The sequence below is a fragment of the Shinella sp. OV683 genome, assembly GCF_057787725.1.
Genome location: NZ_CM173543.1, coordinates 5535458 through 5561554, shown reverse-complemented (window position 1 = coordinate 5561554; position 26097 = coordinate 5535458). Strand labels below are relative to the sequence as shown.

Genomic DNA, 26097 nt, shown 5'->3' with positions numbered 1-26097 from the left:
TCGAGAAATGTGAAGTTTTTTTGAAAACGCGAGATTTCCAGTGCTTTGCGGTGCAATAATTATTGGAAGGCGCTTGTGCGGCGCGAAAAGTCACTGGTTTTTGCCGATTTGCCCCGAACTTTTCACATTTTCGGTCGATCTCCCTTACGTGCGTATACGTGCGCACCGCGCGGGCACGGTCAGTTTGACTTGATCGGCGGAATGTTGCACTCATGGCGCCACCGGACAGGGCGCACAGCAGGCAGATAGAAAAGCAATGGCTCATCCATGACAGATGCGAGACTCCTCCGTTCGATCGGCGAACAGCCGCCGATCCTTGCTGACGGAAGACGCACTCCGGATCGGCGTGAAGTGTCGCTGCGCTGGCTGTCGGGAACATTCCTGACCGGCCTCACCAGCTCCATCCTTATGGGCGTTGCGCTGTTTGCCGCGCTTGAGGGCCGCGAGATCCTCGCGATCCCTGCCGAAGCCTCCGCGATGATTCGCTCGAATGCCGGCAGCAAGGACGACGGTACCGAGGCCGTGCAGAAGGGCAAGCGGCTGATTGCCAATGCCGTTGCCGCCAAGCCGGCCGACAAATCGATCATGGATGTGCCGACCGTCGTCATCGAGGGCGAAAAGCAGGTGATCCGCAAGCGGCCCTTCGCACATGTGAAGATGGCGCTCGCCATGAACTACCCCCGGGATGAAGACTATCCGCGCTTCGATCCGCTCAACATCGCCTCTTCCGGCGAGAAAGCCGTCGCTGCCGCCCCCTCACCTGTCTTCTATGGTTCCGATATCGAATCGGAAGTGGCGCTGAAGACCACGGACTTTCCGACCAAGCAATCACATTTCCCGCTCGCGGCTTCGATGTCGCTCGACGAGGTCGAGGAAAACGTTCGCACCAACGGTTCGGTGCTGACCGATGGTGACGCACAGGTGGCCACGCTTAATTACGTCGACCCACAGCGTTTCGCCTCCAGCACCGACACGCTCGACATCATCCCTCGTCTTTCCGCCCGCGTGGTAGAAGAGAACACCACCGTCACCACTCCGACAACGGTCAATCCGAACACGCCCGAATATGCCGACGACATCATCCCCGTTCGCAATGCTGCAAGCCTCAGCGCCGTCATGGCATCGGCCGGCTATGCCAGGGCGCAGTCGGAAGAGATCGAGGACTTCGTCTCGACCATCCTGCAGCGCCGTGAACTGAATGAAGGCGAAGTGCTGCGGGTGGGCATCATTCAGGAGGGCGAGAAGGCCAGCATCGTCCGAGTCAGCGTCTACAAGCGCACCAGCCACGAACTAACCGTGGCGATGGACGACGAGGGCAAGTTCGTCCCCGGTACCGAGCCGCCCTATCTCTCCGCAATCGCCAATGCCTTCGACGAAAATGCACCTGCCGTTGCCGATACCGGCGACCTGCCGCGCGTTTATGACGGTATCTACCGCGCATCCCTCTCTTATGGGATGAGCAAGGACATGACCGCTCGGATGATCCGGCTGTTGTCGTCGAGCGTCGACTTCCAGGCACGACTGAAGCCTTCCGACCAGCTCGAGGCCTTCTATTCGGTCGAGGACGAGACCGGCGAGGCCACCAAGGATTCGGAACTGCTTTATGTGCATGCCAAATTCGGCGACACCGACACTAGGCTCTACCGCTTCCAGGACCCGTCCGACATGTCGGTCGATTACTACGACCAGGACGGCAAGAGCCTGAAGCAGTTCCTGATCCGCAATCCTCTCCCCAACGGCACATTCCGTTCCGGCTTCGGCATGCGCCGCCACCCGATCCTCGGCTACATGCGCATGCATACCGGCGTCGACTGGTCCGCTCCCAAGGGCAGCCCGATCATCGCCGCCGGCAATGGCACGGTCATCAAGGCCGGCTGGGACAAGGGCGGCTATGGCAACCAGACGCTGATCCAGCATCCCAATGGCTATGTCACCTCCTATAATCACCAGTCGGCGATCGCCAAGGGCGTCGTCGAAGGCGCCAAGGTAACCCAAGGCCAGGTAATCGGCTGGGTCGGCACGACAGGCCAATCGACCGGCCCGCATCTGCATTATGAAGTCATCGTCAACGGCAACAAGGTCGACCCGCAGCGCATCCGCCTGCCGGGCGGCAAGAGCCTCGGCGGCGATCTGCTCGCCAAGTTCGAGCAGGAGCGCAAGCGCATCGACGACCTCCTGAACAAGGGCGACGCCAAGCAGGTCGCCAGCCAGTAATTGATTCCCACAGACGCAAAAACCGGCGGCATTTCTGCCGCCGGTTCTGTTTCATCCAATCTCGCAGTCCTTATGCCGCTTCCTGTGCCTCGGCGGGCTTGGCCGTGAACACCAGCCGGTCGGAACCAGCCGCAACACGGATCTTCGATCCATCCGGGAAATCGCCGGACAGGATGCGCTCCGAAAGCGGATCCTGAACATAGCGCTGGATCGCTCGCTTCAGCGGCCGCGCGCCATAGATCGGATCGTAGCCCTTGTCGGCCAGCCAGTTCCGAGCATCGGCACCCAGCTCCAGCTCGATCTTGCGATCGGCCAGCAGCCGCAGCAGGCGGGTCAGCTGGATGTCGACGATGGCGCCCATCTGATCGCGATGCAGCTTGTGGAACAGGATGATCTCATCGACGCGGTTGAGGAATTCCGGCCGGAACGAGGCCTTCACCACGTCCATGACCTGATCGCGCACCTTGTCGCTGTCATCATTTTCACCGAGCTGGACGAGATATTCCGCGCCCAGATTCGACGTCATGATGATGATCGTGTTCTTGAAATCCACGGTGCGGCCCTGGCCATCGGTCAGACGACCATCATCGAGCACCTGCAAGAGCACATTGAACACATCTGGATGCGCCTTCTCGATCTCGTCGAACAGCACGACCTGGTAGGGCCGCCTGCGGATCGCCTCGGTCAGAGCGCCACCTTCGTCATAGCCGACATAGCCCGGAGGGGCGCCAATCAGCCGCGAGACGGAGTGCTTCTCCATGAATTCCGACATGTCCATGCGGGTGATCGCGCTTTCGTCGTCGAACAGGAAGCGTGCCAGCGACTTGGTCAGTTCGGTCTTGCCGACACCGGTGGGACCGAGGAAGATGAACGAGCCGATCGGCCGGTTCGGATCCTGCAGACCTGCCCGCGCACGGCGAACCGCCCGCGACACGGCCTGGACGGCATCGCCCTGCCCGACCACCGTTTTCGCCAGTTCGTCTTCCATCCTGAGCAGCTTGTCGCGCTCGCCCTGCAGCATCTTGTCGACCGGAATGCCGGTCCAGCGGGAGACGATGTGGGCGATATTGTCGGGGGTCACGACCTCCTGCACCATGGCAGCGGCCTGGCCGACACCTTCGCTTTCGGCATCCACCAGCTGCTTTTCAAGGCCCGGGATCGTGCCATAAGCGAGCTCGCCGGCGCGCTGGTACTCGCCCTTGCGCTGGGCAATCGCCAACTCGTTGCGGGCGTCTTCAAGCTGCTTCTTGAGATCGGCGGCAAGGCCGAGCTTTTGCTTTTCCGCCTGCCAGCGATTGGTCAGCGCATTGGCTTCTTCCTCGAAGCGGGCCAGATCAAGATCGAGCTTTTCCAGCCGATCGCGCGAGGCATTGTCGGTTTCCTTCTTCAGGGCCTCGCGCTCGATCTTCAGCTGCATGATGCGGCGGTCGAGTTCGTCGAGCTCCTCGGGCTTGGAATCCACCTGCATGCGCAGCCGCGAGGCGGCTTCGTCAACCAGGTCGATTGCCTTGTCCGGCAGGAAGCGGTCGGTGATGTAGCGGTTCGAAAGTGTTGCCGCCGCCACAAGCGCCGAATCCGAGATCCGCACCTTGTGATGCTGCTCGTATTTTTCTTTCAGGCCGCGCAGGATCGAGATCGTGTCCTCGACCGTCGGTTCGCTGACGAACACCGGCTGGAACCGGCGGGCAAGTGCCGCATCCTTTTCCACATGCTTGCGGTATTCGTTCAGCGTGGTGGCGCCGACGCAATGCAGTTCGCCGCGAGCAAGTGCCGGCTTCAGGAGGTTGGATGCATCCATCGCGCCTTCCGCCTTGCCGGCACCGACCAACGTATGCATCTCGTCGATGAACAGGATGATCTCGCCGTCCGCGGCCTGCACTTCGTTGAGCACGGCCTTCAGCCGCTCCTCGAACTCGCCGCGGAACTTGGCACCGGCAATGAGCGAACCCATGTCGAGCGCCATCAACTTTTTTTCTTTCAGCGATTCAGGCACGTCGCCATTGACGATGCGCAAGGCAAGGCCCTCGGCGATCGCCGTCTTGCCGACGCCGGGTTCACCGATCAGCACGGGATTGTTCTTGGTACGGCGGCTGAGCACCTGGATCGTCCGACGAATTTCCTCGTCACGACCGATAACGGGATCAAGCCGGCCTTCGCGGGCTTCGGCTGTCAGGTCACGCGCATATTTCTTCAGCGAATCGAAGCCCGCTTCAGCATTCGCACCATCGGCGGTGCGGCCCTTGCGAATTTCGTTGATGACCTGATTGAGCGATTGCGCAGAGACCCCGGCCTTCTTCAGCGAATCCGCCGTCGAGGCAGTCGATTCGACAGCCAGAGCAACCAGCAGCCGTTCGACGGTGACAAACGAGTCGCCGGCCTTCTTGGCCTGCTCCTCGGCACCGTTGAAAATACGCGCCAAAGGCTGGGCAAGCGAAAGCTGGCCGTTGCCACCGGTCGATTTCGGCAGCTTCTTGAGCGCTTCGTCATTGGCAAGTCTGGCGATCTTGGCGTCGCCACCGGCACGATCGATCAGCGATGCCGCCATGCCCTGCTCATCATCAAGCAGCGCCTTCAGCACATGCTCGGCGGTAAATTGCGGATTGCCTTCACCCAGCGCATAGGTCTGCGCATTCTGAAGGAATCCGCGGACTCGTTCGGAATACTTCTCTAAGTTCATATTTTATCTCCGTTTCCCGCTCCGCCCATCAGGCACGGAACGAACAGTCAGGAACTGGCTCCCATTGCGGCAAGCCGTCTGGAGAAGTTGCCTTCTCCGTTGACCAGAATATGGGATCGATTTCCACGAAATAAAGAGCGGCCCCAGCAGTTTTTGGCACGTTTTCAGTAATTTGCGAATCGACAAGCAGATCGACCCCGGCAAGGAGATTTCCTTCCGGGTGATGCATCATTTTCATGTGATCCTAAAGCTATCTGCCTTGCAGATGCATAGAGGATCGGCCGGGGCGCAAATCGTGCCTCGTAAGTAAATAATATACGGCGCGCTTTGCGCCCCGTTTCGGTGGTTTTTGCCTGCGAACCTGGAGATCTGCTTCCCCACCGCGGCAGTGTGCCGGGTGGGGAGATGTGTGCCTCTGAGGCACGTCCGCGGCCAGTCGCGCTCTTTCGAACGCCGCCGAAGAGGTCTCCGTTTCTCACAAACCCCCGATAAGAGAATTTACGTCGTCCTCTCAAACCAGGCACCGACCCCACCTCGCCATGACGCCTCATGGTGTATCCGTGATGGGACGGGAATCAGTATAAGCGGGTTGGAAAGGGCGGAGATATTGGCGGATAAGGCATTGAGTATGTTGGCGGATCTCAATTCACATGATGGCAGGTTTGGTTTGTTTCCACCTCATGAGCCCCTCATCTGCAATTTCTATCGTTTAGCGATTGCGCGCACGTCCCACTTGTAGACACCCTTTTCGGGCGCAATCGCTAAGCCGATGAAATTGCTTCTTCTCCCACAAGGGGAGAAGTAGAGGTGCGGCGCAGCCTCGATTTTGCCTCTCCCCTTGTGGGAGAGGATAGCAAGCCCGCGAGAGGCAAAGCCCATCGCTTGGGCGCGCTTGGTGAGGGGTGCCCTTGGCCATAACCGGCCAACAGCCCCTTACATCCGCATCCCCGGAATCGCCAGCGGATTGTCCTCCAGCGCTTGCCGATCCGGCCGGTCGATGCGTGGCGTGCCGGTGAAGGCGTCGAACAGGCTCTGGACGAAGTCCTGTGGCAGGTCCTTGGTGATCAGCACCATGCGGGTGCGGCGATCTGTCTGGTCCTGCCATTTTGCCAGCCGTTCCGGCGGATGAAACACCGATTGCACGCCATGCAGGATCAGCGGCCGGTCGGGATCGTCGGCCAGCGCCACCACTGCCTTCATGCGCAAGAGCTTCTCGCCGTGTGCCGAACGCAACAGATCGATGAACATGCCAAGCGCCTGCGGCGCAATCGGCTTGTCGTGGATGATGCTGAACGACTGTATGCCGTCGTCGTGCCGGCCATGGTGATGGTCATGTGAATGATCGTGACCATGGTGATCATGATGGTGGTGATCGTGGCCGCAATTGTCGTCGCAGATATGGTCGTGATGATCATCATCATGTAGCCAGCGGCCGACATCGGCAATCTTGGTGGCGGGATCATAGAGCCCGGCAGACAGTGTCGCATACTGTGCCGCCCGCGCGGAATCGCCATCGATGATCTCGGCCAGCGGATTGAGCGCGCGGATGCGATCGGTGAGTTCAGTGACCTGCCCCGGCGAAGCCAGCTTGAGCTTGGTGAAGACGAGCCGGTCCGCGACGGCAGCCTGGCGGCGTGCTTCTTCATGATGGTCGAGTGTGGACAGACCGTTGACCGCATCGACCAGCGTGATCACGCCATCGACCGAAAAATCCTGGGAGATTGCCGGATTGCCGATGATCGACTGGATGACCGGCGCCGGATCGGCAAGCCCGGTCGTCTCGATCACCACGCGCTGCATGGCCTTTATGCGGCCGTCGGCCAGCGCTTCGCGGAAATAGACCAGCGTGTCGGTGAGTTCCCCGCGTACCGTGCAGCAGACGCAACCATTGGAGAGCTCGACCAGCGCATCGCCCGAAGACTCGACCAGCAGGTGATCGATACCGACCTCACCATATTCATTGATGATCACGGCCGTGTCGGCCATCTCAGGATCTTTCAGCAGCCGGTTGAGCAAGGTCGACTTGCCGGCGCCGAGAAATCCGGTGAGGATCGAGACGGGAATGCGTTCGGCAGCCGCGGCCATCAGTTCAGCGGGCGCGGTTCGGGGATAGGGACGTTGAAGCCGACGTCGACATCGCCCTGGCCCGCATCCAGCTGGACATCGGCAACTTTCTTGCCGGCAGGAATGACGGTGACCAGCGCCACGTTCAGCGGCCGGTTGATTTTGACGCTGTAAGGCGATTTTACCTTCGGATCATGCGCCTCGTCGGTGGACTCGGAGCGGACCTTCTTGCCCTTCCGCTTGCAGATCTGCTGGGTGACATCATTGACCATGTCGAGATGAGCGCCGTAGGGCTTGAGCTTGTAAAGCGAGGTCATGCCGAAGCTGGTCTTGCCCGCCAGGCCCTTCTCCAGAAGATCTGCCGAAAGATCGGCGCGACCGACGAGACTGTCGGCGCCGAGCACGACCGACAACACGGTGTGGCCGTTACGGGTCGCCGTCGAAACCTGGTTGAAGCCCGAGGCGCAGATAAAGCCGGTCTTCATGCCGTCAGCGCCGGCGAAGCGGCCGATCAGCTTGTTGTAATTGCCGTAATCCCTGTTGCCAACTCGCACGCCTTCCAGCCGGAAATAGCCGGAATATTCCGGAAACTCGCGGCGGATTGCCATGGTCAGCACGGCCAGATCGCGCGCCGTCGTATATTGCCCCTTGCCGGGCAGGCCGTTTGGATTGATGAAATGGCTCGAACTCATGCCGAGACGAGCAGCCTCGGCGTTCATCATACCAACGAAATTGTCCTTGCTGCCGCCGACATTCTCGGCGATCGCATAGGCGATGTCATTGGCGGATTTTACCAACAGAACCTTCAGTGCATCGTCGAGCGTCAGCGAATCGCCGGGCTTGAGATACATTTTCGACGCGGGCTCGGCGGCCGAGCGCTTGCTCATGACGATGGGGGTGTCGAGCGAGATGCGACCGGCCTTGATCTGGGTGAAGGTGACGTAAGCGGTCATCAGCTTGGTCAGCGATGCCGGATACCACTTCTGGAAAGCGTCCTCATGCTCGATGACTTTGCCGGTCTTCACATCGACCAGAATATGCGGCTCGGCAAAGGTCTCGGCAGCACCGCCGATTGCAAGCAGCGTGCCCAGGCCAATCACCATCGCCCGCTTGGCTCCATGCCGCAAAATCTCTCTCATCGCGCTAACCGCTCCAAATTCCAACCATCGAAGTGCATTGTTTACCGCCCGTTATTTAGACTATATGGCAGGGAAATGGCAGCCGTCTTTTTTATATAAGCAAAAACTGTTGCGGAAAAGCCGGGCTGCGCGCCGACCAGCTGAGAGGATCAACCCGAGATGCCAATCCTGAACCGCGCAAGCGAGATGCACGACGAGATCACCGCATGGCGCCGCGAGCTGCACCAGATGCCGGAGCTGATGTTCGACGTGAAGCGGACCGCGGCCTTCGTTGAATCGAAGCTGAAAGCGTTTGGCATCGATGAAATCGTGACTGGCCTCGGCCGCACCGGCGTCGTGGGACTGATCAAGGGTGCCAATGGCCCCGGCCCGACCATCGGCCTGCGCGCCGACATGGATGCGCTGCCGCTGACCGAGGTCACCGGCAAGGACTGGGCCTCCAAGACTCCCGGTAAGATGCATGCCTGCGGCCATGACGGGCACACCGCGATGCTCTTGGGCGCAGCAAAGTACCTCGCTGAAACCCGCAATTTCGCGGGCTCGATCGCGGTGATCTTCCAGCCGGCGGAAGAAGGTGGCGGTGGCGGCAACGAGATGGTCAAGGACGGGATGATGGAGAAATTCGCCATCTCCGAAGTCTATGGCATGCACAACATACCGGGCCTGCCGATCGGCACCTTCGCCAGCCGCAGCGGCCCGATCATGGCCTCGACCGACGAATTCACCATCTCCGTACGCGGCCGTGGCGCCCACGCCGCCATGCCCAACAAGGGCATCGACCCGGTGGTGATCGCTGCCCATATCATCACCTCGCTGCAGTCGATCGCCTCGCGCGTCACCGACCCGTTCGATTCGACCGTTGTCTCGGTCACCAAGATGCAGGGCGGCAATGCCCATAATGTCATCCCGGACGAAGCGACACTCGGCGGCACGATCCGCACGCTGACGCCGGAACTCAGGACGCTCACCCAGCAGAAGCTCAGGCAGATCGCCGAGGGTGTTGCCGCGGCCCATGACGCCGTGGCCACGGTCCGCGTCCATGCCGGCTATCCGGTCACCGTCAATCACAGCGCCCAGACCGAGGTGGCGCTGGCGGTTGCCAATGAGATCGCCGGTTCCGCCAATGTCGATTGCGAAGTGCGGCCGACCATGGGCGGGGAGGATTTCTCCTACATGCTCAACGCCCGGCCCGGCAATTTCATCTTCATAGGCAACGGCGAAACGGCGGGGCTCCACAATCCCGGCTACGACTTCAACGACGAGATCATCCCGTTCGGCGTCTCATACTGGGTGCGTCTAGCCGAAAGCCGCCTGACTTCGCTCGCCTGACCTATCGCAAGGCCGACCCATTGCAAGGCCGCGCTACCCTAAGGATTGCATCATGACTGCTGACAACTGGCTGAACCTTCCCACCCATCGCGACTGGCTGCGCGGCGAAGCCAATCGCCTGTTTGACTATTTTCAGTGGCGTTCAATCAATCCCAAGGGCGGCTTTTACGATTTCGATCCGGACGGCAAGCCGCTGAACCCGGACAATGCCGTGCGCGGCATCCATTCGACCGCGCGCATGGTCCACTGCATGACCATCGGCCATCTGCTCGGCCGTCCCGGCTCGGCCGATCTCGTCGATCATGGCATGGACTTCCTCTGGAACGCCCATCGCGACACCAAGCATGGCGGCTATTACTGGCAGGTCGACAATTCCGGCCCGGTCGATGCGACCAAGCAGGGCTACGGCCACGCCTTCGTGCTGCTGGCGGCATCGTCGGCCTCGCTGATCGGCCATCCGCTGGCCGAAGACATGCTGGCCGACGTCACTGAAATCCTCGACACCAAATTCTGGGAAGAAAAGCACGGCGCGATCGCCGAAGAGTTTGCTGCGGACTGGTCACCGATTCCTGGCTATCGCGGCCAGAATTCCAACATGCACCTGACCGAAGCCCTGATGGCGGCCTATGAGGCAACCGACGAGGACCACTATCTCCAAAAGGCCGAGCGCATCGCCGATCTCATCATCAACAGGCGCGCGCGCGAGACGGGCTTCCGGGTCGGCGAGCATTTCGACGAGAACTGGAACCTGCTGAAGGACTACAAGGGCAACGAAATGTTCCGGCCTTCGGGCACCACGCCCGGCCATTGGCTGGAATGGTCACGCCTGCTGTTGCAACTCTATGCACTCGGCGACCGCCAGCACGACTGGATGCTGGAAGCGGCACAGGCGCTGTTCGCCCAATCGATGGCGCTCGGCTGGGATATCAACAAGGGTGGCTTCTTCTATACGCTGGACTGGAACGACGAGCCGGCCAAACGCTCGAAGCTCTGGTGGCCGATGGTCGAAGGCGCGGGCGCTGCGTCCTTCCTCATCAATCACGCGCCGTCGGACATGCATGAAGAGTGCTACCGACTGATCTGGAACACCATTGCCTCCAAATTTCTCGACCGCGACAAAGGCGGCTGGCACGAAGAGCTCGACGAGAACCTGGTACCGTCGCATGAGCTGTTTGTCGGCAAGGCCGACATTTATCATGCGCTGCAGGCCTGCCTGATCCCGATCTATCCGGCCGACGGCTCGCTGACCAAGGGCATCATCGAGCAACAGGCAGAATAGAGGACACAGCCGTGGTGCGCGAAAACGAGATCCGCGAAAACGAAGTGGCGGTGACGTCACCAGAACCGTCGGACGCGCATCTCCGCTATATCGGCCGGATCTCGACGCCCTGGACATCGCGGATGATGACGCCGCGCCAGGGCCGCCACGACGGCCCCATCTGCACGATCGAGATCTTCGAGCCGTGGGTTGCGGCACTCCAGGGCATTGAGAGATTCGAGCGACTGGAAGTGCTTTACTGGCTGGATCAATCGCGACGGGATCTCGTGCTGCAAAGCCCGGCCAGCAGCGGCAAGGTGCATGGCACGTTTTCGCTCAGATCGCCGGTCCGGCCAAACCCAATCGGCACGTCGATCGTCGTGCTCGACAAGGTCGACGGCGCGCTACTCTATGTGCGCGGCATGGATTGCCTCGATGGCACGCCGCTTCTCGACATCAAGCCCGACCGGACGCTTTTCAAACCGATCGCGCCACCCCAGCCCGGCGATTTCGAAACCGGGCCGAAGGGTCATTGCGAAAAAATCTGATCCGAAGACGAGATCCTCAGCCGATGGCGACCATGACGTCGGATGCCTTGACGACCGCATAGGCATCACCACCGACGGCCAGGCCGAGTTCGGCAACCGCCTCGTTGGTGATCGACGCAGGATCGAGCCGCCGACATCGATGCAGACATGTGCAGTGGTCGCACCGAGCTTGACGTCGACGATCTTGCCCTTGAGGCGATTGCGTGCGCTGATCTTCATGGTGCAGTTTGATTTGCACGGTACATAGCATGCCGGCTAAAGCGCTCAAATGACGGCTCACATCCAGCTCAGGGTAATCGTCGCGACGGCGATATAGCGACCGGTCTTGGCGATCGCCACCAGCAGGATGAACATGCCAAGCGGCTCTCGCATCACTCCGGCAATCACCGTCAGCGGATCGCCTATGATCGGCACCCAACTGAGCAGCAAGCTCCATTTGCCGTAGCGCTGGTAGCGGGCCTGCGCACGCTCAAGGGTCGCGGGACCTGCCGGAAACCAGCGGCGATCGCGAAAGCGTTCGATCCCCCGACCCAGCAGCCAGTTGATGACGGCGCCCAGCGTGTTGCCGACACTGGCGGTGAGAACCAGCAGGACGACCGAATAGTCCGTCGTCAACAGCAGTGTCGCAAGCACGGTTTCGGATTGCAGCGGCAGAAACGAACCGGCAATCAACGCGGCAAGAAACAGGCCGCCAAAGGCCGCGAGCAGGCTCATCGGCGCAATCGGCTATTTCTGAGCCAGCGCCGCAGTGTGCGGTACGCCGAGATCGACAATGACGGGCAGGTGGTTTGAGCCGAATTTCGGTCCGATCTGCCAATCCGACATCGTCACGTCAGGCGACAACGCAACATGATCGATCGTCGAACCGAAGGTCATGAAGGACTCGAACCGCATGAGAAATCGCGTCGTTGCGGGCCAGGAACACCCCTGGAGATAGCGGTAGCCGGTCTTGTCGAAAAACGCCCTGAAAAAGGCCGACCATGGTGGCGTGTTCCAGTCGCCAGCAACGACGACCGGCAAGGTCTTCGGCTCCGCAGCGACATAATGCGCCAATGTCTCAAGATAGAGATTGCGTTGCTGCCAGCGATCGGGATCGCGCGGGCTGTCGGGATGGACAGCGTAGAGGACAAGCGGCCCGCTCGGCGTATCGACCACCAGCCGCATCGGATGACGCTCCAGCACCGACGAGCCGACTGACTCACTGACCTGGGTTTCCTCTCTCAAAGGAAAGCGGCTGAATACCTTCTTGTCGTCGCGCGCCCGCATGTCGCGGCTGCTCTCGAACGGAAACAGGCCGGAATTGCGGATCGCATCCTCGAAGGCCGGCGTCGTCTCCTGGGTCACCACGATATCCGGCTGCTCCTTGACCAGAAAGGCCACGAACTCGCGCGGATCGGTATTCTCGACGAACAGATTGGCAGTGATGAGCCGGAGATTGTGTTCCTCGGCCGTCGTCGGTGCCGGCGGCATACGGATCACCGGCACGCAGGCGATACCGATGGCGATCACCGCAACAATCTTGACGCCGAGACCAGGCAGGAACAGCGACGCCAGCAACACCAGCACCGCAAAGGCGATCACCAAGGTCCAGAAGAAGGTGAGGAGATCAAGCGGCCAAAATTGCCGTCCGGAAAAAACAGTCAGCGACAATCCGGCGAGAAAGACGACTTCGAAGATGAGGAATAACATTCGCAGCACGTCATATCATCCTGTTAAGTATCGCTGCCTTCTACAGGGGATTGCGTGGCCAAGGCAATCACCAAGTCGTCCATCCCGCCGGTGGGCAGGACATCGAGCAAATTTCCAGCCTGAGCACAAAATTACCCGCAAAAGCATATCCGTCCTCTTATCGGTTTTTTTCTTTGTTTATATGCTGGTCGTCAACTCAGTTGGCTTGATTTCGGAGTAAGCATAAAATGACACGGAACCCAAAGATCGCCTTTATCGGCGCCGGTTCAACGGTTTTCATGAAGAACATCATCGGCGACGTGCTGCAGCGCCAGGCTCTGGGCGGTGCGACGATCGCGTTGATGGACATCAATCCCGAGCGTCTGGCCGAAAGCGCTGTCGTCGCCGGCAAGATCGTCTCGACCCTCGGCGTCGCGGCCAAGGTCGAGACCCACGACAACCAGCGCCGGGCGCTCGACAAGGCCGACTTCGTCATCGTCGCCTTCCAGATCGGCGGCTTTGAACCCTGCACCGTCACCGATTTCGAATTGCCGAAAAAGTTCGGACTGCGCCAGACGATCGCCGATACGCTCGGCGTCGGCGGCATCATGCGCGGCCTGCGCACCGTGCCACATCTCTGGTCGATCTGCGAGGACATGCTTCAGGTCTGCCCGAACGCCATCCTGCTGCAATATGTCAACCCAATGGCGATCAACACCTGGTCGATCGCCGAGAAATTTCCGACGATCAAGCAGGTCGGCCTCTGCCATTCGGTGCAGGGCACGGCGTTTGAGCTGGCCCGCGACCTCGACATCCCGGTCTCGGAAATCCGCTATCGCGCCGCCGGCATCAACCACATGGCCTTCTATCTCAACTTCGAGCATCGCCAGCCCGACGGCTCCTACAAGAACCTCTATCCCGATCTGCTGGCCGGCTATCGCGAGGGCCGTTTCCCGAAGCCGAGCCACTGGAACCCGCGCTGCCCCAACAAGGTGCGTTACGAAATGCTGACCCGTCTCGGCTATTTCGTCACCGAAAGCTCGGAGCATTTCGCCGAATATACGCCGTGGTTCATCAAGGATGGCCGCGAGGATCTGATCGAAAAGTTCGGCATTCCGCTTGATGAATATCCAAAACGCTGCGTCGAGCAGATCGCCCGCTGGAAGAACGAGGCCGAGGTGCTGAAGAACACCAATACGATCGAGATCAAGGAAAGCCACGAATATGCCTCCGAGATCATCAACTCGGTCTGGACCGGCGCACCGTCGGTGATCTACGGCAATGTCCGCAACAATGGCTGCATCACCTCGCTGCCTGAGAATTGTGCCGCCGAAGTGCCGTGCCTGGTGGATTCCAACGGCATCCAGCCGACCTTTATCGGCGAGTTGCCGACCCAGCTGACGGCGCTGATCCGCACCAACATCAACGTCCAAGAACTGACGGTGAAGGCGCTGATGACCGAAAACCGCGAGCACATCTACCACGCCGCGATGATGGATCCGCACACGGCGGCCGAACTCGACCTCGACCAGATCTGGGAGCTGGTTGACGGCTTGCTCGAGGCGCATGGCACCTGGCTGCCTGAATGGGCTCGGGGGTGATCTTTCTACTGGTCACGACCGGAAGCATGAAAACCCTCCGCCGGCAGCCGGCGGAGGGTTTTTGTTTGAGCTAACTCTTATCTGCAATCTTTAGATTGCATAAAGTTGCATATCTCGTAAAAGTTGATTTTCCCTGAAGATGATGGTAATTACGCTGCGTTTATGAACACATCAGGGAGCACCAGCATGCCGAAGAAATCGCCTTGGCATTCCGTGAAGCAGAACGTCCATCACGACAATACGAACTGCAATATTGGCAATAACATAGAGACGGAAAATCTCAGACAGGGCACAGGCGGCAAGCCGCTATGCTCAGAATGCTCGAGGCTTGATAGCGCCGGCAAATAATTTCCGACCCGAACTTGCTCTGCACAAAAAAAGCCCGAAGCTTTCGCCTCGGGCCAAGAGCGGCATAGTTTCCCATTGCCGCGACAGGAGTGTGAGCGGCGCCCGATGAGGGCGCCGCAATTGCTTTATCAGTTGTGGTAGGCGGTTTCGCCGTGGAACGAGAGGTCGAGACCTTCGCGTTCGGCTTCCACCGAGACACGCAGACCGAAGATCAGGTCGGTGATCTTCCACAGGATGGCCGAGCCGATACCCGACCAGAGCAGCGTCACGAGAACACCCTTGAGCTGGTTGAAGACCTGCGTAGCAGTTCCGGCGTAGGTCGCTGCGAAGTCGGCGGTCGAGTAATCAACGATGCCGGCGCCGCCGAGAGCTGGGTTGACCAGGATACCGGTCATGAGGGCGCCGAAAATGCCGCCGATGCAATGGACGCCGAAGACGTCCAGGCTGTCGTCATATTCGAACTTGTTCTTCACCGCGCCGACGAAGAAGTAGCACAGCGGCGAGACGAGAAGGCCGAGAACGATCGAACCGAGCGGACCTGCAAAGCCTGCAGCCGGGGTCACGGCAACCAGACCGGCAACCACGCCGGATACGGCGCCGAGCATCGAGGCCTTGCCGCGCATGAGCGTTTCAACCACGCACCACGACACAGCCGCAGCAGCGGTGGCCACGAAGGTGTTGATGAAGGCGAGCGAGGCATAAGCGTTGGCTTCGAGGTTGGAGCCGGCATTGAAGCCGAACCAGCCGACCCACAGAAGGGCAGCACCGACCATGGTCAGCGTCATCGAATGCGGAGCCATGACTTCCTTCTTGAAGCCGATGCGCTTGCCTAGCATGATCGCGCCCACCAGACCGGCAATACCGGCATTGATGTGAACGACGGTGCCGCCGGCAAAATCAATCGCGCCGAACGAGAAGATCAGGCCAGACGGATCGCCATATGCGCTCGGACCGCCCCAGAACCAGACCATGTGGGCGATCGGGAAGTAGATGAAGGTCACCCAGAGGATCGCAAACAGGATCATCGACTTGAACTTGATGCGTTCGGCAACTGCACCGACGATCAGGCCCGGCGTGATGCAGGCAAACGTCATCTGGAAGATCACGAAGGTGAGCTCGGGAATAGCAACGCCCTTCGAGAATGTTTCCGCCAGCGACGACGTCGTGACACCGTTGAGGAACATCTTGGAGAAGCCGCCGACGAAGCTGTTCAGGCTGCCACCGTTGGTGAAGGCCATCGAGTAGCCGTAGACGATCCAGATCAGCGACACGACGGCTGCGATGACCAGCACCTGCATGAGCACCGAAAGCATGTTCTTGGTGCGCACGAGGCCGCCGTAGAACAGTGCGAGGCCCGGCACGGTCATCAGAAGGACGAGGGCCGAGGAAACGAGCATCCAGGTGTTATCACCCTTGTCCATCGTCATGGCGGGCGCGACGGCGGGGGCTGCTGCGGTCGTCGCTTCCTGCGCGAACGCGATAGCCGGCGCAAGCATTGCGCCAAGCGCAATACCTACCCGGCTGAGAGAATATGTAAGCTTGGTTAGTGACATCAGGTAAAACTCCCCTGCAATTTCCGGCCGTCAGAGCGCTTCGGAATCGGTTTCGCCGGTGCGGATGCGCACGGCATGATCAATCGAGTAAACAAAGATTTTGCCGTCGCCGATCTGGCCGGTCTTGGCTGCGGTGGCGATTGCCTCGACGGCCTTGTCCACCAGTTCGCTCGAAACGGCGAGTTCGATCTTCAGCTTCGGCAGGAAGCTGACGGCGTATTCGGTGCCGCGATAGATTTCCGTGTGTCCCTTCTGCCGGCCGTAACCCTTTACCTCGGTCACGGTCAGGCCCTGAATGCCGACAGCTGTGAGCGCTTCGCGCACTTCATCCAGCTTGAACGGCTTGATAATGGCCATCACTATTTTCATCTGGTTTCCCATCCTTTGACGAATAACTCTGGCGGCGGGCCGCCTCTCCGTAATCGCGGGATAACCTTGCTGCCCTCCCGTGACTCCCCTCTCTCATACAAGGGGCGTGCCAGTTTCACGGACGGTGAGTAAGTTACTGTTTTTTAAGGAAAATTTTTAAATGCACTAAAAAACGTGCAAATGTTTCCGAGATCGTCGGTTAAAAAATAGGCAACTTTTGAAAAATGCGCTCTATTTAATCATTTGCACGATTACGAATCAGACCTTCCTGGGCAACCGACGCAATAAGCCGTCCAGAACGGTTGTAGATGGACCCAAAACTCAATCCACGGGCGCCGCCGGCGAACGGACTGTCCTGCGTATAGAGAAACCAGTCGTCGATTTTCTCCGAACTGTGAAACCACATGGCATGGTCGAGACTGGCCACCTGCAGTGTCTGGTCGAACACCGAACGGCCATGCGGAAACAGCGATGTGTCGAGCAGGGTCATATCGGAGAGATAGGCGAGGAAAGCCGATTGCAGCGCCCGGTCGTCGGGAACAACACCATTCGGCTTGACCCAGATATGCTGCAGCGGCGGCTGCGGCTCGTCTGAGATGTAGTGGGTCATCGAAACCGGACGCATTTCGAATGGCCGCTCGCGCAGCCAGTAGCGCTTGATATGCTCGGGCGCGCCCTTGAGGAATTTTTCCGCCACCGACGCCGGATCGTCGAGTTCTTCCGGCGGCGGCACATCGGGCATCGTGGACAGATGTTCGAAGCCCGGCTCGTCGAGCTGGAAGGAGGCCGAAAGCGTGAAGATCGGTTTGCCATGCTGGATTGCCACGACGCGACGGGTGGTAAAGCTGCCGCCATCGCGGATGCGCTCGACGTCGTAGAGAATCGGCACCGAGGGATCGCCGGGCCTGAGGAAATAGCTGTGCAGCGAATGCACGAAGCGATCGGCGACCACGGTGCGTTGCGCCGCCACCAGCGCCTGCGAGATCACCAGCCCGCCGAACACTCGCTGCCAGCCGACATTGGGGCTGGAGCCTCGAAAAAGGTTCTCCTCGATCTTCTCGAGGTCCAGAATGCCGATCAGATGTTGCATGTTCGAGACAACGATGTCTGGGCGCGTCATTTTGGCATTCTCCGGCGGTTTCTTCGCAGTTGCACATCCTCTATACTCCAAGCCAATTCATCAGCAAGGGAGTTTCCGATGCTCGATATTCTGGTCGCCGGCGGCGGATATGTCGGCCTTTCGGTCGCGGTCTCGATCAAGCAGGCAGCGCCGCATCTCAAGATCATGGTGGTCGATGCCGGCGCGCGCGACGGCTGGAAGAAGGACGGACGCGCATCGGCCATCGCCGCCGCGGCCGGCCGTATGCTGAATGCGCTGGGCGTCTGGGAAGAAATGCTGCCCGAGGCGCAGCCGATCAACAAGATGATCATCACCGATTCGAAAACGGCCGATCCCGTTCGCCCGGTCTTCCTGACCTTCGATGGCGACGTCGCGGCCGGCGAACCGTTTGCCCATATGGTGCCGAATCCCGCCATGGTCGGCCCGCTCGTCCGCAGGGCCGAGGAACTCGGCGTCGAACTGCGCTACGGCGCCACCGTCGACGATTTCAAGAATGTTCCGGGCTCCGTGACGGCAACGCTCTCCGATGGCTCGACGCTATCGGCCCGGCTGCTGGTCGCCTGTGACGGCGTCAAATCCAAGCTCCGCGATATCGCCGGTATCAAGACCGTGCATTTCGATTACGGCCAGTCGGGCATCGTCACCACAGTCGAGCACGAACGCCCGCATGACGGCATCGCCGAGGAACATTTCCTGCCGGCCGGACCGTTCGCCATCCTGCCGCTGAAGAACAACCGCTCATCGCTGGTCTGGACAGAACGCACACCGGATGCAGAGCGGCTTGTCGCCTCCGACGACCTGGTGTTCGAGGAAGAGCTGGAGCGCCGCTTCGGCCACAAGCTGGGCACGCTCAAAGTGGTCGCCGGCCGGCGCGCCTTTCCGCTCGGCCTGACCATGGCACGCGCCTTCGTCGCCGATCGTTTCGCGCTTGCCGGCGATTCCGCCCACGGCATCCATCCGATTTCCGGCCAGGGCCTCAATCTCGGCTTCAAGGATGTCGCAGCCCTTGCCGAGACGATCGTCGACGCCGACCGGCTGGGGCTCGACATCGGCGCACTCACCGCGCTTGAACGCTATCAGTCCTGGCGGCGCTTCGACACGTTCCGCATGGGCGTCACCACGGATGTGCTCAATCGGCTGTTTTCCAACGACATCACGCCCATTCGCGTCGCCCGCGATTTCGGACTTGGCCTGGTCGAGCGGATGCCGGGATTGAAGAGCTTCTTCATCAAGCAGGCGGCCGGCGTGGGCAACACGCAGGACCCAAAACTGTTGCAGGGCTTGCTGCCTTAACGGCTCATACAAAATAGTTAACTTCCTTGTCTTGAAAGTTTTAAGGTTTGATGACTATCTTTAGACATCCGGGTGCGTCGCATCTGGGTGCCTGTCCTGTTCAAGATGAAAGGAATGACTCTGACAACAGTGCACGCAAAAGGAGTAGCGCCTTTTGCCTACTCCCCGAGCATGGAGCGCAGTAACGATACTGCCGCCAACGCTCTTAAGCTGGTCCTTGAAAGCCTCGAGGACTCAAAAGCGGAAAACGTCACCCCAATCAACATCACTGGCAAATCTGCGCTCGGCGACTACATGGTCGTGGTCACGGGCCGGTCGAACAGGCATGTCACGGCAATTGCCGACCACCTGATCGATGACATCAAGGCCGGTGGCTTCGGTTCGGCGCGCGTCGAAGGTCTGGAGACCGGCGACTGGGTGCTGATCGACGCAGGTGACATCATCATCCACATCTTCCGTCCGGAAATTCGCGAGTTCTACAATCTTGAAAAGATGTGGGCTGCGCCGGATCTCGATGAGGAAACGGTACACTAGTAGATCCACGCGGCCGCATAAAACGGCTGTGGGTATGGCATGATATGCAATCTGCGGAAGGGCTTTCCTTCCGCAAGAGAAGATTTGGTCCGGAATTGGAGTGCCGACAGTGCGGATTTCCTTGTTCGCGGTGGGCAGGCTGAAAAACGGGCCTGAAAAAGAGTTGGCCGAGCGCTATTTCGATCGCTTCGCCAAGGCAGGGCCTGCTATCGGCCTCGAACTCGCCAAAATCAACGAAATCACCGAAAGCCGCGCCTCGAACGCCGAGACCCGCAAGCGCGAGGAAGCCACCCATCTCGACAAGATGCTGGGCGAAGGCGCCGTGCTCATCCTGCTCGACGAACGCGGCAAGGCGCTCGACAGCCCCGGCTTCGCCGACCTCATCGGCGGCATCCGCGACCAGGGCAAGCGCGACCTGGTCGTGGCGATCGGCGGCCCCGATGGCCTCGACCCAGCGCTTGCCGAGCGCGCGGCGCACATGATTTGCTTCGGCAAGATGACCTGGCCGCACCAGATGGTGCGGGTGATGATCGCCGAACAGCTCTATCGCGCCGTCACCATCCTGTCGGGCCATCCCTACCACCGGGTCTGACCCAATCAAATGAGTTGGCCATTCCAACAAATCAGCATAAAGTTCGCGCCGATTGCTAGGGATGCGGCGAATTCTGGTGCGGATGATTTTGCGTAGGACGACGAAAGGTCGATGGACGGCGGGTGCAATCGCGCTCTGTGCTGCCCTGACCGGTATGCCGTCCCATTCGCAAGAGACCCAATCGATCCCCGGCGCCGCAGCGCAAGAGACCAGTTCGGTTAGCGCCGAAGGCGTGCTGACGATCCGCCGCAATGCCACCGCCAGCGAATTGCGCGACCTCGCCAAATCCATCGCCGATGCCAAGTCCAAGACCCAGGCCCTTGAGATCAACCTTGCCGGCATCGAGAAGACCTCGGCCGGCATCCGCTCGGCGCTGGTCGCCTCCGCTGCCCGCCGCAAGGATCTCGAACGTCAGGTGCTGGGCAACGAGGCCCGGCTGAAGGAACTCGAGGGCAAGGAGAAGGCGACAAAGGCATCGCTCAAATCCCGGCGCGGCGTGCTGGCCGAGGTGCTTGCGGCCCTGCAACGCATGGGGCGCAATCCGCCCCCCGCCCTTTTGGTAACGCCCGACGATGCGCTTTCCTCGGTCCGGAGCGCCATCCTGCTCGGCGCCGTGGTGCCCGGCATTCGCGGCGAAACCGAGAAACTTGCGGCGGACCTAAAATCGCTCATGGACCTGAAGGTCGCGATTGCCTCGGAAAAAGAGCGCTATGTCGCCACGATGGCGTCGGCTCTCGAGGAAGAAGGCCGGATGACCAAACTGGTTGCCGCCAACGACCAGCTCAGCAAGAAGAACCGTGAGGAGTTGCAGAGCGAAAGCAAGCGCGCCGCCGAGCTGGCAGCCCGCGCGACCAGCCTCGAAGGCCTGATTTCCTCGATGGAGCGCGACATCGCCTCGGCCCGCGATGCCGCCGCTGCCGCCAAGGCCGAGGACCTCAAGCGCAAGAACCTGACCGCGGACGAAATCGAAACTGCCAGGCGCGAGGCCGAGACTGGATTGCCCGACAAAAACCGCATTGCTCCAGCATATGCGTTTTCAACGCTGACGGCCAAGCTCGACCTGCCGGTGGCCGGTAATGTGCTGCGGTTCTTCGGCGACGACGATGGCACCGGCCATCCCGCGCAGGGCTTGACGGTGGCGGCCGGAGCGGGTCTTGTAGTGACGGCGCCCGCGGATGGATGGGTGATGTTTGCCGGACCGTTCCGCAGCTACGGCCAGATGGTAATCATGAATGCCGGGGAGAATTATCACATTGTTCTTTCAGGCATGGACATGGTGACCGCCCGGCAGGGACAATTCGTCGTGGCCGGCGAACCGATCGGCCAGATGGGAGCAAAGAGAATTGCTAGTGCGGCGGGACTTAATCTGGAAACGGATCGTCCGACACTATACATAGAATTCCGAAAGGACGGAAAACCGGTCGATTCGCGATCTTGGTGGTCCGCCAAAGACCTTGGAAAGGCACGAAATGATACGTAAAACTTCTTTGGTGCTTCTCGGCGCGTTGTTGGGTTCGACGGCGATGATGGCGGTCAATGCCGCCGGCATTCCGGCCGAAGCCGCGGGAACATCGACCTACCGGGAGCTCAGCATATTCGGCGAAGTCTTCGAACGCGTGCGGGCGCAGTATGTGACCCCGCCGAACGAGGAAAAGCTCGTCGAAGCCGCGATCAACGGCATGCTTACTTCGCTTGACCCGCATTCGAGCTACATGAACGCCAAGGATGCGGACGACATGCGCACCCAGACGCGTGGCGAGTTCGGCGGCCTCGGTATCGAAGTCACCATGGAAAATGATCTGGTCAAGGTCATCACCCCGATCGACGACACACCGGCAGCCAAGGCTGGCGTGCTGGCCGGCGACCTGATCTCCAAGATCGACGGCACGGATGTGCGCGGCTTCAAGCTTGAAGACGCTGTCGACAAGATGCGCGGCGAAGTCGGCACACCGATCAAGCTGACTATCCTGCGCAAGGGCGCCGACAAGCCGATCGAAATCACCATCAAGCGCGACATCATCGCCGTGCAGGCTGTCAAGGTTCGTGTCGAAGGCGACGTGGGTTATCTCCGCGTCATCTCCTTCACTGAAAAGACCTATGACGACCTGAAGAAGGCGATCGAGAAGATCCAGGCACAGGTGCCGGACGACAAGCTCAAGGGCTATGTCCTCGACCTGCGCCTCAATCCGGGTGGTCTGCTCGACCAGGCGATCAACGTCTCCGACGCCTTCCTCAACAAGGGCGAGATCGTTTCGACGCGCGGCCGCGTCGAAAGCGAAACCCGACGCTTCTCGGCAACCGAAGGCGACCTCGTCAACGGCAAGCCGGTAATCGTGCTGACCAACGGCGGCTCGGCTTCGGCATCTGAAATCGTCGCCGGCGCCCTTCAGGACCTCAAGCGTGCGACCATTCTCGGCACCCGCTCGTTCGGCAAGGGTTCGGTCCAGACGATCATCCCGCTCGGCGACAACGGCGCGCTGCGCCTGACCACGGCGCTCTATTACACGCCGTCGGGCAAGTCGATCCAGGGCATCGGCATCACGCCTGACATTAAGGTCGAAGAGCCGATCCCGCCTGAATTGCAGGGCAAGATCGAAAAGGCTGCCGAATCCGCGCTGACCGGCCACATCAAGGGCCAGAACGAAACCGACGAAGGCTCCGGCTCGCAGGCCTATGTTCCGCCGGATCCGAAGAACGACGTCCAGCTTAACTACGCCTTCGATCTCTTGCGCGGCAAGAAGATCGACCCGGCCTACCCGCCGGACCAGGCCAAGGCGGTTGCCGCCGAACAGGCAAAGTAAATCGATCGCGGCGGGATTTTCGGATCCCGCCGCTTCTCTCTTCTTCCAGGGGCAGGCGGGCACCCTTTGAATTCCGGTATTCACACACCCCTGGGCCAGGACCGAAAGAACCCAACTCCGCGCCGGTCCTTCCTCACGCTTGGCCGCCTGCTGGCCGTCCTTGTCGTGATCGGCGCAGTCGGCGCCTCGGTCTATCCGCTGACCCGCCCGGAAAAGCTCGAGAAACCCGCCGTCGCGGTGGCCGACGCCACCAAGACCGAGAAAGCCACTCCCGAACTTCTCGCGGACGAGGCAGATTCCAGTTCCAGCCAATTCGACAAGCTCAAGCGCACCAAACCGCTCGATGCCGCCAATGTCGAAAGGCAAGTGATGGACGACGGCTCGATCGTCACCAAGATCACCCCGCGCGACCGTGACAAGAACGGTCCGGTGATCATCGACGCGACTGCCAACTCCGCCCAGGATCCGAACATGGCGGCCTATCCGGACGATGCCCTGATCGAGGACACGCCGGAGGGCAAGCTGCCTGTTGTCTCCGCTGACGGCACCCGTCCGGTCGATCGCTACGCCCGCCCCTGGTCAGGCGCCCGTGGCACGCGCATCGCCATCGTTATCGGCGGGCTGGGGCTCAGCCAGACCGGCACCCAGCGGGCGCTAAAGACGTTGCCCGAGGAAATCACCGTCGCCTTCGCGGCCAATGGCAATTCGCTGACGCGCTGGATGCCCGAAGCTCGGCGCGGCGGCCATGAAGTGCTGCTGCAGGTGCCGCTCGAGCCCTTCGACTACCCCGACAACGATCCCGGCCCGCTGACATTGCTGCATGACAATTCCGAAGCCAAGAATCTGAAACTGCTGCACGAATCGATGGGCAAGATGACCAACTACACCGGCATCATGAACTATCTCGGCGGCCGGATGCTGGCGGACACGACGGCGCTGGAGCCGATCATGCGCGACATCGGTAGCCGTGGCCTGCTGTTTCTCGACGATGGCTCGTCGGCACAATCACTCTCAGCGACTTACGCCAAGGCCTTTACCATGCCGCAAGCCTTTGCCGACGTCGTGCTCGACAATGAGGTCAACCGCACCGCCATCCTGAAGAAGCTCGACGAACTCGAGCGCGTCGCTTTCCGCAAGGGCAGCGCCATCGGCGTCGCCTCGGGTTTCGACGAAAGCATTGACGCGATCAGCGAATGGGCGAAGGAAGCCGGCGGCCGCGGCATCGAGGTTGTCGGCGTCTCAGTGCTGGCCGAAGTCCCGAATTGAGGAAGATATGAGCAAGAAGATCAAGGCCGAAGACCTGCCCTACCGCCCCTGCGTCGGCATCATGGTGCTGAACCGTGACGGCCTGGTCTGGGCCGGCCACCGCATTCCGGTGGGCAATTCCGAATATGACGGCTCGCCCGAACTCTGGCAGATGCCGCAGGGCGGCATCGACAAGGGCGAAGACCCCGAAAAGGCCGCTTATCGTGAACTCTACGAGGAAACCGGAATCACGTCAGCAAAAGTGATTGCCAGGGCAAGCGACTGGATCAACTACGATCTGCCGGAACACCTGATCGGCATCGGCCTGAAGGGCAAATATCGCGGCCAGACCCAGGCCTGGTTTGCCTTCCGCTTCGAAGGCGACGACAGCGAGATCGCCATCAACCCGCCGCCGGGCGGCCACGAGCCGGAATTCGACCAGTGGGAATGGAAGCGCATGGAAGAGTTGCCGAAGCTGATCGTGCATTTCAAGCGCAATGTCTATGACCAGGTGGTCAAGGAATTCGCGCATCTGTCGGGCGTGAAAGCTTAAGCAATCCCGTCCGACGGGCATTGCTCTAAACAAAAACCCGCCGATCGCTCGGCGGGTTTTTCGTTGATGTCTTAGCCCAAAAGCTTACTCGGCTTCGTTTGCCGGCTCTGCATTGAGCTGGCCATACTTCTCTTCGCCGAGCTTGGCGAACAGGTCGAGCTGCGTTTCGAGGAAGTCGATATGGCCTTCTTCGTCCGCCAGCAGCGTTTCGAACAACTTCATCGACACATAGTCGCCGGCGTCGTGACAGATGTCGCGCGACTGCTTGTAGGCGGTGCGGGCGTCATATTCGCCGGCGAGATCGGCTTCCAGCACTTCCTTGAGGTTCTGGCCGATCCGGAGCGGCGCCAGTGTCTGCAGGTTCGGATGGCCTTCGAGGAAGATGATTCGTGCCACGAGCTTGTCGGCATGGTGCATTTCCTCGATCGATTCGGCCCGCTCCTTCTTGGCGAGCTTCTGGAAGCCCCAGTCCTCGAGAAGACGGTAATGGACCCAGTACTGGTTGACCGCACCGAGCTCCAGGAACAGCGCCTGATTCAACCGTTCGATGACTTTTGCATCGCCCTTCATGACCGAATACTCCTTCTTATGACATTCAAATTCCGTGGCGATAAAAACAGCATTGCACTCGAAAGTCGAGAAATTTTTAGAATCATTCCAGTTTTATTTCATCGATCACAGATCGCCGCCGCGAAAAATGGGCACGCGCAATACTCCGCAAAAGCGGTGCAACAGTATGGAAGGGGAAATCGAGAAAATCAGGCGGCAGAAGCGGTGCGATGGCGGCGCTCGATGATGGCCGTCTTCTGTTCGACATGGAAAGCCTTCAGGCGCTCCATGAAATCGATGACTTCGACACCGTTGGAATCGCGCGAGGCATGATAATCCTGCGTGGTCTTGACGATGATATCGACGACATTGGGGAAGCATCCGCAGCAACGACCACGCTTCTGCATGGCGTGATAGACCTTGCCCGGCACGATCAGCTGCCAACAGTCTTCATCGAGGAGTGAGGTGATCACATCCCTGATGTCCTTGTCGGTAATGATATTGCAGCTGCAAACCATCATGGCCGGAGAATCCGTTCGAAAACTAACTCGCCCTCTTTAATCAAAAGGGGAGTGTATGTGTCAAGATAACTTATGTCGCAGGCGTGCGAAATTCAACAAACTGCGACAAGTTTTCCTGATG

23 protein-coding genes and 1 pseudogene are annotated in these 26097 nt (G+C 60.0%); 12 read left to right on the top strand and 12 right to left on the bottom strand.

The window, feature by feature from the left end; genetic code table 11:
• Positions 1-267 precede the first annotated feature (267 nt).
• Positions 268-2214, top strand: a complete 1947-nt coding sequence (locus ACXHRN_RS26920) for a M23 family metallopeptidase (protein WP_488639325.1) — start codon at positions 268-270, stop codon at positions 2212-2214.
• A gap of 70 nt (positions 2215-2284) precedes the next feature.
• Here the strand turns inward: ACXHRN_RS26920 and clpB are convergent, their stop codons facing one another.
• The 4 genes from clpB to ACXHRN_RS26900 all read right to left on the bottom strand — a co-directional run bounded on the left by clpB (position 2285) and on the right by ACXHRN_RS26900 (position 8058).
• A complete protein-coding gene (gene clpB, locus ACXHRN_RS26915) occupies positions 2285-4891 on the bottom strand; it encodes an ATP-dependent chaperone ClpB (RefSeq protein ID WP_488639324.1) in 2607 nt (868 codons plus the stop codon).
• A gap of 28 nt (positions 4892-4919) precedes the next feature.
• Positions 4920-5129: a hypothetical protein gene (locus tag ACXHRN_RS26910; RefSeq protein WP_488639323.1), complete on the bottom strand. Its 210-nt coding sequence runs from the start codon at positions 5127-5129 to the stop codon at positions 4920-4922.
• Positions 5130-5824: 695 nt separating this feature from the next.
• The gene (locus ACXHRN_RS26905; protein WP_488639322.1) at positions 5825-6976 is read right to left on the bottom strand and encodes a CobW family GTP-binding protein; all 1152 of its coding nucleotides are present in this window, start codon (positions 6974-6976) and stop codon (positions 5825-5827) included.
• Positions 6976-8058: a D-alanyl-D-alanine carboxypeptidase family protein gene (locus ACXHRN_RS26900; protein ID WP_488642039.1), complete on the bottom strand. Its 1083-nt coding sequence runs from the start codon at positions 8056-8058 to the stop codon at positions 6976-6978. Before ACXHRN_RS26900 ends, ACXHRN_RS26905 begins: the two co-directional genes overlap by 1 nt.
• A 195-nt stretch (positions 8059-8253) precedes the next feature.
• Between ACXHRN_RS26900 and ACXHRN_RS26895 the strand changes: the two genes are divergently transcribed.
• From ACXHRN_RS26895 to tsaA, 3 genes are read left to right on the top strand one after another with little or no spacing between them, the layout of a single operon-like run.
• Positions 8254-9423, top strand: coding sequence for a M20 aminoacylase family protein (locus ACXHRN_RS26895; protein ID WP_488639321.1), 1170 nt, complete (start codon positions 8254-8256; stop codon positions 9421-9423).
• A 52-nt stretch (positions 9424-9475) separates the two neighbouring features.
• The gene (locus ACXHRN_RS26890; RefSeq protein WP_488639320.1) at positions 9476-10702 is read left to right on the top strand and encodes an AGE family epimerase/isomerase; all 1227 of its coding nucleotides are present in this window, start codon (positions 9476-9478) and stop codon (positions 10700-10702) included.
• An 11-nt stretch (positions 10703-10713) separates the two neighbouring features.
• Positions 10714-11229, top strand: coding sequence for a tRNA (N6-threonylcarbamoyladenosine(37)-N6)-methyltransferase TrmO (gene tsaA, locus ACXHRN_RS26885; RefSeq protein WP_488639319.1), 516 nt, complete (start codon positions 10714-10716; stop codon positions 11227-11229).
• A gap of 16 nt (positions 11230-11245) precedes the next feature.
• Here the strand turns inward: tsaA and ACXHRN_RS26880 are convergent.
• From ACXHRN_RS26880 to ACXHRN_RS26870, 3 genes and pseudogenes are all read right to left on the bottom strand, one after another.
• Positions 11246-11448 (bottom strand): annotated as a pseudogene (locus ACXHRN_RS26880) (TOBE domain-containing protein).
• Positions 11449-11505: 57 nt separating this feature from the next.
• Positions 11506-11943 (bottom strand): YqaA family protein, encoded by a 438-nt coding sequence (locus ACXHRN_RS26875; protein WP_488639318.1) that lies wholly within the window; start codon positions 11941-11943, stop codon positions 11506-11508.
• Between the two features lie 12 nt (positions 11944-11955).
• Positions 11956-12918, bottom strand: a complete 963-nt coding sequence (locus ACXHRN_RS26870; RefSeq protein ID WP_488642038.1) for an endonuclease/exonuclease/phosphatase family protein — start codon at positions 12916-12918, stop codon at positions 11956-11958.
• A 227-nt stretch (positions 12919-13145) separates the two neighbouring features.
• Here ACXHRN_RS26870 and melA point away from each other — a divergent pair, with 227 nt between their 5' ends.
• Positions 13146-14498 (top strand): alpha-galactosidase, encoded by a 1353-nt coding sequence (gene melA, locus ACXHRN_RS26865; RefSeq protein ID WP_488639317.1) that lies wholly within the window; start codon positions 13146-13148, stop codon positions 14496-14498.
• Positions 14499-14974: 476 nt separating this feature from the next.
• Here the strand turns inward: melA and ACXHRN_RS26860 are convergent, their stop codons facing one another.
• The 3 genes from ACXHRN_RS26860 to tesB form a co-directional block, all read right to left on the bottom strand.
• Positions 14975-16399, bottom strand: coding sequence for an ammonium transporter (locus tag ACXHRN_RS26860; RefSeq protein ID WP_488639316.1), 1425 nt, complete (start codon positions 16397-16399; stop codon positions 14975-14977).
• 30 nt (positions 16400-16429) lie between these two features.
• Positions 16430-16780, bottom strand: a complete 351-nt coding sequence (locus ACXHRN_RS26855; RefSeq protein ID WP_488639315.1) for a P-II family nitrogen regulator — start codon at positions 16778-16780, stop codon at positions 16430-16432.
• 223 nt (positions 16781-17003) lie between these two features.
• Complete coding sequence (gene tesB, locus ACXHRN_RS26850) at positions 17004-17888, bottom strand: acyl-CoA thioesterase II (protein WP_488639314.1); 885 nt, start codon at positions 17886-17888, stop codon at positions 17004-17006.
• Positions 17889-17966: 78 nt separating this feature from the next.
• Between tesB and ACXHRN_RS26845 the strand changes: the two genes are divergently transcribed.
• The 7 genes from ACXHRN_RS26845 (at position 17967) to ACXHRN_RS26815 (ending at position 24906) form a co-directional block, all read left to right on the top strand.
• A complete protein-coding gene (locus ACXHRN_RS26845; RefSeq protein ID WP_488639313.1) occupies positions 17967-19181 on the top strand; it encodes a ubiquinone biosynthesis hydroxylase in 1215 nt (404 codons plus the stop codon).
• Positions 19182-19286: 105 nt separating this feature from the next.
• Complete coding sequence (gene rsfS, locus ACXHRN_RS26840; protein WP_488639312.1) at positions 19287-19715, top strand: ribosome silencing factor; 429 nt, start codon at positions 19287-19289, stop codon at positions 19713-19715.
• A gap of 109 nt (positions 19716-19824) precedes the next feature.
• A complete protein-coding gene (rlmH, locus tag ACXHRN_RS26835; RefSeq protein WP_488639311.1) occupies positions 19825-20307 on the top strand; it encodes a 23S rRNA (pseudouridine(1915)-N(3))-methyltransferase RlmH in 483 nt (160 codons plus the stop codon).
• Positions 20308-20389: 82 nt separating this feature from the next.
• Positions 20390-21787, top strand: coding sequence for a murein hydrolase activator EnvC family protein (locus ACXHRN_RS26830; RefSeq protein ID WP_488642037.1), 1398 nt, complete (start codon positions 20390-20392; stop codon positions 21785-21787).
• Positions 21777-23108: a S41 family peptidase gene (locus tag ACXHRN_RS26825; RefSeq protein WP_488639310.1), complete on the top strand. Its 1332-nt coding sequence runs from the start codon at positions 21777-21779 to the stop codon at positions 23106-23108. Before ACXHRN_RS26830 ends, ACXHRN_RS26825 begins: the two co-directional genes overlap by 11 nt.
• Before the next feature lie 66 nt (positions 23109-23174).
• Positions 23175-24374, top strand: a complete 1200-nt coding sequence (locus ACXHRN_RS26820) for a divergent polysaccharide deacetylase family protein (protein ID WP_488639309.1) — start codon at positions 23175-23177, stop codon at positions 24372-24374.
• 7 nt (positions 24375-24381) lie between these two features.
• A complete protein-coding gene (locus ACXHRN_RS26815; RefSeq protein ID WP_488639308.1) occupies positions 24382-24906 on the top strand; it encodes an RNA pyrophosphohydrolase in 525 nt (174 codons plus the stop codon).
• A gap of 84 nt (positions 24907-24990) precedes the next feature.
• Here ACXHRN_RS26815 and bfr read toward each other — a convergent pair whose 3' ends face one another.
• Both bfr and ACXHRN_RS26805 read right to left on the bottom strand, forming a co-directional pair.
• Positions 24991-25476 (bottom strand): bacterioferritin, encoded by a 486-nt coding sequence (gene bfr, locus ACXHRN_RS26810; RefSeq protein WP_488639307.1) that lies wholly within the window; start codon positions 25474-25476, stop codon positions 24991-24993.
• 188 nt (positions 25477-25664) lie between these two features.
• On the bottom strand, positions 25665-25976 hold the full coding sequence (locus tag ACXHRN_RS26805; RefSeq protein ID WP_488639306.1) for a (2Fe-2S)-binding protein: 312 nt from the start codon (positions 25974-25976) through the stop codon (positions 25665-25667).
• Between the last annotated feature and the right edge of the window lie 121 nt (positions 25977-26097).